Source organism: Nocardioides panacihumi (assembly GCF_039530925.1).
GTDB lineage: Bacteria > Actinomycetota > Actinomycetes > Propionibacteriales > Nocardioidaceae > Nocardioides > Nocardioides panacihumi.
Genome location: NZ_BAAAPB010000001.1, coordinates 37,932 through 43,952, shown reverse-complemented (window position 1 = coordinate 43,952; position 6,021 = coordinate 37,932). Strand labels below are relative to the sequence as shown.

The following is a 6,021-nucleotide window of genomic DNA, read 5'->3' as shown; positions in this document are numbered from 1 at the left end:
GCATGCACCCCCGGAAGTTCCGGAGTCCCCGGTTAACCGGGGACTCCGCCCGGGCCCTGTCCGCCCAAGGCGAACACCGGAAGCATCCGGCCACCCTGGAAGTTGAGCCTTCACCACTCAAGTCCAGGAGGATCCGTGGATCGTCTGCCCGTTCTCTTCGTCTCCGATCTCGTCGTGCTGCCCGGGATGGTCGTGCCGATCGCGCTCGACGAGGCGGCCCAGGCCGCCGTCGACGCCGCCCGCGCCGGCAGCGACAGCCGGGTGCTGGTCGCGCCCCGTCTCGACGACCGCTACGCGTCGTACGGCGCCATCGCGACCATCGACCGCGTCGGCCGCTTCTCCGGTGGCGGTCCGGCGGCCGTGCTGCGGGCCGAGTCCCGTGCGCGGATCGGCTCCGGCGTCACCGGCCCCGGCGCCGCGCTCTGGGTCGAGGTCGAGCCCGTCGCCGAGACCGTCAGCGACCATGCCCGTGAGCTGGCCGAGGAGTACAAGCGGCTCGTCGTCGCGGTGCTCCAGCGGCGCGAGGCGTGGCAGGTCATCGACCAGGTCACCCGTCTGACCGACCCCGGTCAGATCGCCGACACGGCCGGCTACGCACCGTACCTCTCCGACGACCGCAAGCGCGAGCTGCTCGAGACGCCCGACGTCGAGACCCGGCTCGAGAAGCTCGTCGGCTGGACCCGCGACCACCTCGCCGAGGCCGAGCTGACCGACAAGATCAGCGAGGACGTCCGCGAGGGCATGGAGCAGTCGCAGCGGGAGTTCCTGCTGCGCCAGCAGCTCGCCGCCATCCGCAAGGAGCTGGGCGAGGGCGAGCCGGAGGGCGCGGACGACTACCGCTCCCGTGTGGAGGCCGCCGATCTGCCCGACCACGTCCGCGAGGCCGCGCTGCGGGAGGTCGACAAGCTCGAGCGCTCGAGCGAGCAGAACCCCGAGGCGTCCTGGATCAGGACCTGGCTCGACACCGTGCTGGACCTGCCGTGGAACGTCACGACCCAGGACACAGCCGACATCGAGGCCGCTCGGACGATCCTCGACGCCGACCACCACGGCCTCGACGAGGTCAAGGAGCGGATCGTCGAGTACCTCGCCGTCCGGGCACGCCGGGCCGAACGGGGCCTCAAGGTCGTCGGCGGTCGCGGCAGCGGCGCGGTGATCCTGCTGGCCGGCCCTCCGGGCGTCGGCAAGACCTCGCTCGGCGAGTCGGTCGCCCGGGCGCTCGGACGGAAGTTCGTCCGCGTCGCCCTCGGCGGCGTCCGCGACGAGGCGGAGATCCGCGGCCACCGGCGCACGTACGTCGGCGCGCTGCCCGGCCGCATCGTGCGGGCCGTGAAGGAGGCGGGCTCGATGAACCCCGTCGTGCTGCTCGACGAGGTCGACAAGGTCGGCTCCGACTATCGCGGGGATCCGGCCGCGGCGCTGCTCGAGGTGCTCGACCCGGCGCAGAACCACACGTTCCGCGACCACTACCTCGAGCTCGACCTCGACCTGTCCGACGTCGTCTTCATCGCCACGGCGAACGTCGTCGAGACGATCCCGTCGGCCCTGCTGGACCGCATGGAGCTGGTCTCGATCGACGGCTACACCGAGGACGACAAGGTCGCCATCGCGCGCGACTTCCTGCTGCCGCGGCAGCTGGAGCGCGCCGCGCTGACGGACGCCGAGGTGACGGTCTCCGACGAGGCGCTGCGCGAGCTGGCCGCCGACTACACCCGCGAGGCCGGCGTACGTCAGCTGGAGCGTCTGCTGGCGAAGGCGCTGCGCAAGGCGGCGACGCGGCTGGCCACGGGGGAGGAGCACGTCGACATCGGCCTCGGCGACCTCAAGGCGCTCGTCGGTCGCCCGCGCTTCACGCCGGAGTCGGCGGAGCGTACGACGGTCCCCGGCGTCGCGACGGGCCTGGCCGTGACCGGGCTCGGCGGCGACGTCCTCTTCATCGAGGCGTCCGCCTCCGACGGTCCGGCGGGGCTCACGCTGACCGGCCAGCTCGGCGACGTGATGAAGGAGTCGGCCCGGATCGCGCTCTCCTACGTGCTGTCGCACGCGGCCGAGCTCGGCGTCGACCCGGCGGTGCTCGACCGGCAGGTGCACGTCCACGTCCCGGCAGGGGCGGTCCCGAAGGACGGGCCGAGCGCCGGCATCACGATGGTGACCGCGCTCGTCTCGCTCGCCACGGGGCGTCCGGTGCGCTCGGAGGTCGGGATGACCGGCGAGGTCACCCTCAACGGCCGCGTGCTGCCGATCGGCGGGCTGAAGCAGAAGCTGCTCGCCGCCCAGCGGGCAGGGCTGACCGAGGTGTTCGTGCCGCTGCGCAACGAGGCCGACCTCGACGACGTGCCGGCCGAGGTGCGCGAGGCGCTCACGGTCCACATCGTGGGTGACGTCCGAGACGTCGTACGCGGTGCGCTCGAGCCGGCGGCGGCCGCGGAGAGCCCCGGCGGCACGGCGCGCGCGACCGCTTCCGTCGCCGCCTGAGAGAGGCAGGCTGGGAGAGGCGCCTGAAGGTCCGGATGCTGGGATTTCTGTCCAGCATCCGGACCTTCGGTTTCTTGGGCGAGTCATGCCGCCCCTAGAGTTGGGCCTGCTCATCGAGAGGGACTGAGGGAACGGCCCGTTGAAGTCCCGGCAACCGCCACGAGCCTCCGCCGCCCTTGCGGGCCGGTTCGTGGAAGCGGTGCTAATTCCGGCCCGGCGCGAGATCCGCGTCCGGGGAAGATGAGGAGGAGGACTCATGAGCACTGCTGCCCCCGAGATTCAGAAGACCGCCCGGGACGGAGCCTTCGGCAACGCCGTCGCGCTCTCGTGTCGCGAGTGCGGGAACAGGGTCGAGCTCGGTCCGTCGTACGCGTGTCCGGAGTGCTTCGGCCCCCTCGAGGTGGCCTACGACTTCCCGGCGATCACCCACGAGGAGATCGCCGCCGGCCCGGCGAACATCTGGCGCTACAAGGCGCTGCTGCCGGTGCCGACCGACATCGAGCAGAGCCCCAACACCGAGCCCGGCTTCACCCGGCTGCTCCGCGCCGACAACCTGGCCCGCGAGCTCGGCATCGCCGACCTGTGGGTGAAGGACGACAGCACCAACCCGACCAACTCGTTCAAGGACCGCGTCGTCGCCTGCGCGCTGAGCGCGGCCCGCGAGCTCGGTGCGAAGGTCTTCGCCTGCCCCTCGACGGGCAACCTCGCCAACGCGGTCGCCGCCGCCGGTGCCCGCGCGGGCATCCGCACCGTCGTCTTCATCCCGAGCAACCTCGAGCAGCCGAAGCAGGTCAACTCGGCGGTCTTCACCGACAGCCTGGTGGCGGTCGAGGGCAACTACGACGACGTCAACAAGCTCGCCCAGGAGATCGCTGCCGAGGAGGAGGGCTGGGCGTTCGTCAACGTGAACGTGCGCCCGTTCTACGCCGAGGGCTCCAAGACGCTGGGTTACGAGATCGCCGAGCAGCTCGGCTGGCGGCTGCCCGACCAGATCGTCATCCCCGTGGCGTCGGGCTCGCAGCTGACCAAGGTGCACAAGGCGTTCGGCGAGCTGATCGAGCTCGGCCTGGTCGAGGACAAGCCCTACCGGATCTTCGGCGCCCAGGCCGAGGGCTGCGGGCCGGTCGCGACCGCCTACAAGGCCGGCGTCGACGCGATCCGCCCGGTCAAGCCGGACACCATCGCCAAGTCGCTCGCCATCGGCAACCCGGCCGACGGTATCTACGTCCTCGACATCGCGCGCGCCACCGGTGGCGCCGTCGAGCAGGTCACCGACGACGAGATCCGCGAGGGCATCGTGCTGCTCGCCCGCACCGAGGGCGTGTTCACGGAGACGGCCGGCGGCACGACGACGGCCGTGCTCAAGAAGCTGGTCGAGACCGGACAGCTCGACACCTCGCTCGAGACGGTCATCATCAACACCGGCCACGGCCTCAAGACACTCGACGCCGTGTCGGGCCGGGTCGGCCCGCGGGCGACGATCCCGGCCTCGTACGACGCCTTCGAAGCCGCCGGCCTCGCCTGACGCCGAGACCCGGGTTCTGGTCCGTCGAGATCCGGGTTCCGACCGCGCCTCGTGGTCGCAGTCCGGATCTCGACGGACCCGAACCCGGATCTCGGCGGACAGTGGTTCACCGGCGGTTCACGGGGACCGGGTACACATCGGATCATGGAGCGAGTGAACCCGAAGGTGGTCGGCGCACTCGCGATGACGGCGGGGGTCGCCGGGGCCGTCGGAGCGTTGTGCGCGGCAGCCGGCGTCGGCGCGCGACACCTGCTGCAGCGGCAGGCGGCGACCGCTCGGGCGCTCATCGGCAAGCCGCTCGGCGACGTCGCGCCGGATGCGGACAAGCGCTACAGGAAGCGGTACGGCGACCCGGTCCGTCTCCTCGTGCTCGGGGACTCGATCGCCGCCGGGCTCGGCGCGGAGGACGGCAGCGGGACGCTCGGGGCGCGGCTGGCCAAGAAGGTCGCCAAGGCCACCCACCGGTCCGTCGACCTGACGACCGGCGCGGTCGTCGGCACCGAGTCCTCGGAGGTGATGGCCCAGCTCGACCGGCTCCCGCCGGCGTACCGCGCCGACGTCGCCGTCCTCATCGTCGGCGGCAACGACGTCATCCACCGGGTCCCGGTCGCCGAGTCGGTGCAACACCTGACGGCGGTCGTCGAGCGCCTGCGCGAGCACGGCACGCCGGTGGTGGTCGGCACCTGCCCCGACCTCGGCGCGCTGCGCGCGGTGCCCAACCCGCTGCGGGCGCTCGGCTCCCGCGTCTCGCGCCAGCTCGCGAGCGCCCAGGCCGAGGCGGCGCTCGCGGCAGGAGCGCACGTGGTCAACCTGGCCACCGTGGTCGGGCCGTTCTTCATCTCGAACCCCGAGGAGATGTTCAGCCTCGACCGCTTCCACCCGAGCGCGCTCGGCTACCGGCGTACGGCGGAGGCGATGCTGCCCTCCGTCCTCGCCGCCCTGGGGGTGGCCGACACGGTGCCGTTCGGCCACCGCATCCCGACCTGACCGCTCTAGGGTGTGGCCATGTCACAGGCCCGTCGCCCGACCCTCGAGGACGTCGCGGCGCGGGCCGGGGTCGGGCGCGGCACGGCGTCCCGCGTCATCAACGGCGCGTCGCGCGTGTCGGCCCACGCCCGCGAAGCCGTCCAGACGGCGATCGAGGAGCTCGGCTACGTCCCGAACCGCGCCGCCCGGTCCCTCGTCACGAACCGCACCGACGCGATCGCGCTGGTCATCGCCGAGTCGGAGGAGCGGGTGTTCGGCGAGCCGTTCTTCGCCGGCGTCGTGCGCGGCATCGGCGCCGCCCTGGCGAAGGCGGACAAGCAGCTCGTGCTGATGCTCGCGCCGGCCGAGCGCGCCGGCCACATCGACGACTACCTCACCCGTCAGCACGTCGACGGGGTCCTGCTGCTGTCGCTGCACAACGACGACACGCTGCCGACCCGGATCCGCGAGCGCGGCATCCCGGTGGTGCAGGGTGGCGGCCCGGCGCCCGGCCCCGGTGTCGGCTACGTCGACAACGACAACGCCGAGGGCGCCCGGCTCGCCGTCGCGCACCTGCTCGAGCGCGGCCGCACGCGGATCGCCACCATCGCCGGCCCCGCGGACATGACCGTCGGCCACCACCGGGTCGCGGGCTACCTCGGCGCCCTGGAGGCGGCCGGCGTGGAGCCGCTCACGGTCGAGCACGGCGACTTCAGCCAGGCCAGCGGCGCGACGGCGATGCGGGCGTTGCTGGCACGCCACCCCGACCTCGACGCGGTGTTCGCCGCAAACGACCCGATGGCCGCGGGCGCCGTCAGCGTCCTGCGCGAGGCGGGCCGGTCCGTCCCGGGCTCCGTCGCCGTCGTCGGCTTCGACGACTCCCCGGTCGCGGTCTCGCTCGGCCTGACCAGCGTCCACCAGTCGGCGGACGCGATGGGGCGCGCCATGGTCGAGGTGCTGCTCGAGTCCATCGCCGACCCGGACGAGCCCGCGGGCACGCGGCTCCTGCCGACTCACCTGGTGGTCCGGGCCACCTCCTGACCCGCCGAGATCCG

Annotated in this window: 4 protein-coding genes and 1 riboswitch; all 4 genes read left to right on the top strand. The window is 72.7% G+C overall.

Annotation, left to right across the window (positions count from 1 at the left end; translation table 11 throughout):
* Positions 1-135: 135 nt before the first annotated feature.
* Positions 136-2,475 (top strand): endopeptidase La, encoded by a 2,340-nt coding sequence (gene lon, locus ABD205_RS00205; protein WP_344041175.1) that lies wholly within the window; start codon positions 136-138, stop codon positions 2,473-2,475.
* Between the two features lie 107 nt (positions 2,476-2,582).
* Positions 2,583-2,722, top strand: a riboswitch (SAM riboswitch).
* A gap of 9 nt (positions 2,723-2,731) precedes the next feature.
* Complete coding sequence (gene thrC / locus ABD205_RS00200) at positions 2,732-4,000, top strand: threonine synthase (RefSeq protein WP_344041173.1); 1,269 nt, start codon at positions 2,732-2,734, stop codon at positions 3,998-4,000.
* 144 nt (positions 4,001-4,144) lie between these two features.
* Positions 4,145-4,987: an SGNH/GDSL hydrolase family protein gene (locus ABD205_RS00195; RefSeq protein ID WP_344041171.1), complete on the top strand. Its 843-nt coding sequence runs from the start codon at positions 4,145-4,147 to the stop codon at positions 4,985-4,987.
* 18 nt (positions 4,988-5,005) lie between these two features.
* Positions 5,006-6,007 carry a LacI family DNA-binding transcriptional regulator gene (locus ABD205_RS00190; protein WP_344041169.1) on the top strand — a complete coding sequence of 334 codons (1,002 nt, stop codon included), beginning with the start codon at positions 5,006-5,008 and terminating at the stop codon, positions 6,005-6,007.
* The last annotated feature ends 14 nt before the right edge of the window (positions 6,008-6,021 follow it).

Coding starts and splice junctions, on each gene's coding strand:
- thrC (WP_344041173.1), top strand. CDS start 2,732: ATGAGCACTGCTGCCCCCGAGATTCAGAAGACCGCCCGGGACGGAGCC.
- ABD205_RS00195 (WP_344041171.1), top strand. CDS start 4,145: ATGGAGCGAGTGAACCCGAAGGTGGTCGGCGCACTCGCGATGACGGCG.
- ABD205_RS00190 (WP_344041169.1), top strand. CDS start 5,006: ATGTCACAGGCCCGTCGCCCGACCCTCGAGGACGTCGCGGCGCGGGCC.